General features: G+C 59.7%; 4 protein-coding genes. 1 reads left to right on the forward strand and 3 read right to left on the reverse strand.

The window, feature by feature from the left end; all coding sequences use genetic code 11:
- Positions 1-1,180, forward strand: a 1,180-nt coding sequence (locus ACTF58_RS13460) for a DEAD/DEAH box helicase (RefSeq protein ID WP_438992478.1), incomplete at its 5' end; no start/stop codon positions are given.
- A 42-nt stretch (positions 1,181-1,222) separates the two neighbouring features.
- On the opposite strand, the gene ACTF58_RS13465 is transcribed toward ACTF58_RS13460, so the two are convergent.
- The 3 genes from ACTF58_RS13465 to rpsE all read right to left on the reverse strand — a co-directional run.
- The gene (locus tag ACTF58_RS13465) at positions 1,223-1,609 is read right to left on the reverse strand and encodes an ectoine synthase (RefSeq protein ID WP_438992479.1); all 387 of its coding nucleotides are present in this window, start codon (positions 1,607-1,609) and stop codon (positions 1,223-1,225) included.
- Positions 1,610-1,726: 117 nt separating this feature from the next.
- Positions 1,727-1,915 (reverse strand): 50S ribosomal protein L30, encoded by a 189-nt coding sequence (gene rpmD, locus ACTF58_RS13470; RefSeq protein ID WP_089887397.1) that lies wholly within the window; start codon positions 1,913-1,915, stop codon positions 1,727-1,729.
- A 12-nt stretch (positions 1,916-1,927) separates the two neighbouring features.
- The coding region (gene rpsE / locus ACTF58_RS13475; protein WP_438992480.1) for a 30S ribosomal protein S5 at positions 1,928-2,457 on the reverse strand (530 nt) is incomplete at its 5' end.

A 2,457-nucleotide genomic window follows, 5' to 3' on the forward strand; every position in this document is an offset into this window, starting at 1 on the left:
CACAGGCAAGACAGCCGCCTTCTCCCTGCCCATCCTCACAGCCATTGGCCGTATGGAAGGCAAGCCAGCGCCCAAATCCGTGCGCGGCCTCATCCTTGCGCCCACGCGTGAGCTCGCCAAACAAATTCAGGAAGCCATGATCGGCTTCGCCAAAGGCACAGGCACACGGATCAACCTCGTCATCGGCGGTGCCTCCCTCAATGTGCAGGCCAACAAGCTTGAGCGCGGCACAGATATTCTCGTCGCGACACCCGGCCGTCTGCTCGATCTGATCGACCGCCGCGCCGTGCGCCTTGATGCGGCGCGCTTCCTCGTTCTTGACGAAGCCGACCAGATGCTTGACCTCGGCTTCATCCACGCACTGCGCAAAATCGCGACACTTCTACCCAAAGAGCGCCAGACCATGCTCTTTTCGGCGACCATGCCGAAAAACATGAACGAGATCGCCAACGCCTACCTGACAGATCCGATCCGCGTCGAAACAGCTCCTCCCGGCAAACCCGCCGAGAAGATCGACCAGTCGGTGCACTTCGTCTCCCAAGCGGCCAAGCCAGCCCTGCTCATCGAGCACCTCGGCAAGCACCCTGATGAGGCCGCGCTGGTCTTCGGACGCACAAAGCACGGCTCCGAGAAGCTGAAGAAAAAGCTCGAAGCCGCAGGCTTTGCCGCCGACAGCATCCACGGCAACAAAAGCCAAGGCCAGCGCGAACGCGCGATCAAAGCCTTCAAAGAGGGCAAGGTTAAAGTGCTTGTCGCCACAGACGTCGCCGCACGCGGCATCGACATCCCGACTGTGCGCTACGTTTACAACTACGAGCTGCCCAATGTCGCAGACAACTATGTGCACCGCATCGGCCGCACAGCCCGCGCAGGGCGCGACGGCAGCGCCGTGGCATACTGCTCGCCAGAAGAAATCGGCGAATTGAAAGATATCCAGAAGCTCATCGGCAAGGACATCCCTGTCGAAGGCAAAGCCTCATGGGCGGCCGAGCTTCTTGAAAAAACCAAAGCAGGCGCAAAGCGCCCCAATGGCGGCGGCGGCGGTCGTGGCCGTGGCGGTAAAGCTGGCGGTGGCGGCGGTGGCCGTGGTCGCGGCAAGCCTGGCGGCGGAGCAGCCAACGCAGGTGGTGGTGGCGGCAAGCCCCAACAGCGCAGACGTCGCCCGTCGAACGCAGCCTAATCAAAAAACGCCCCGAGGTTCACGCTTCGGGGCGATTTTCCTCTAGCCCTCTGCCGCGTAGCTCCCGCTTGCGTCGTGAACTTCCTCGCCCGTCAAGGCAGGGGTAAAGACGCAGACAAGCCGCAAGTCGCCCTTGAGCGCCCGCAAGATATGCCGCTCATGCGCATTGAGCACATAAACGCTCCCCTCGCCCAGCGGCCAGACACGGCCTGTGGAGACCTCCTCCACCTCGCCCTCACCCGCGATGCAGTAATTCGTCTCGACATGGTTCTTATACTCAAGCTCAAGCGCCGCGCCTTCCGTCACCAGCGTGTCATGCAGCGAATAGCCGAGCCCGTCTCCTGCGAGCAGAATACGGCGGCTCTCCCAGCCGTCGCCACGGGCGTGGGCCTTGGTGTCGAGGATGTCTTTTAGATGTTTCACAATCATAGCGCGCTCCTTTTGGCCCGACCTTAACGAGACACACCGCCAGCGCAAAAGAAAACGCCCCCAGCCTGGCTGAGGGCGTTTTCTATTTTGAAAGACGGGCGCTAGCCCGTCGGGCACTTAGCCCTTTTCTTCGATGATCGTTACAAGATGCGGGATCTTGTTGACCATGCCGCGCACGGAAGGTGTGTCTTCCAGCTCGCGGGTTTTGTGCATTTTGTTGAGGCCCAAGCCAATCAGCGTTTCACGCTGTTTTGCGGGGCGACGGATCGGAGAGCCGATCTGTTTGACAACGATTGTTTTTGTCATGTGCTTATCTCCTTACGCGTCTTGCGCTTCAGCAGCTGGGGCATCATCACGCTTGAGGATGTCCGCTACTTTTTTGCCGCGACGCTGTGCAACCATACGGGGGCTGCTTTCGCTTTGCAGACCGTCGATTGTGGCGCGGATCATGTTGTAAGGGTTTTGCGAACCGATAGATTTCGCAACAACATCCTGAACACCGAGCATTTCGAAGACGGCACGCATTGGACCACCCGCGATGATACCTGTGCCCTGTGGGGCTGTGCGCATAACCACTTTACCAGCACCGTGACGGCCAGCTGTATCGTGGTGCAATGTGCGGCCTTCGCGCAGTGGAACGCGGATCATCTGGCGCTTCGCTTGCTCAGTGGCTTTGCGGATCGCTTCAGGCACTTCTTTGGCTTTACCTTTGCCAAAGCCGACGCGGCCCTTTTGGTCGCCAACAACGACGAGGGCGGCGAAACCGAAGCGCTTACCACCTTTTACTGTTTTTGAAACACGGTTGATCGCAACCAAGCGGTCTGCGAATTCTGGTGCTTCCTCACGGT

Origin of the sequence: Lentibacter sp. (assembly GCF_965657785.1) — a bacterium.
In the GTDB taxonomy this organism is placed as follows: Bacteria; Pseudomonadota; Alphaproteobacteria; order Rhodobacterales; family Rhodobacteraceae; genus Lentibacter.

Bases quoted from the DNA above. Each gene is read 5' to 3' on its own strand.
- rpmD (WP_089887397.1), bottom strand. From the start codon at position 1,915: ATGACAAAAACAATCGTTGTCAAACAGATCGGCTCTCCGATCCGTCGC.
- ACTF58_RS13465 (WP_438992479.1), bottom strand. From the start codon at position 1,609: ATGATTGTGAAACATCTAAAAGACATCCTCGACACCAAGGCCCACGCC.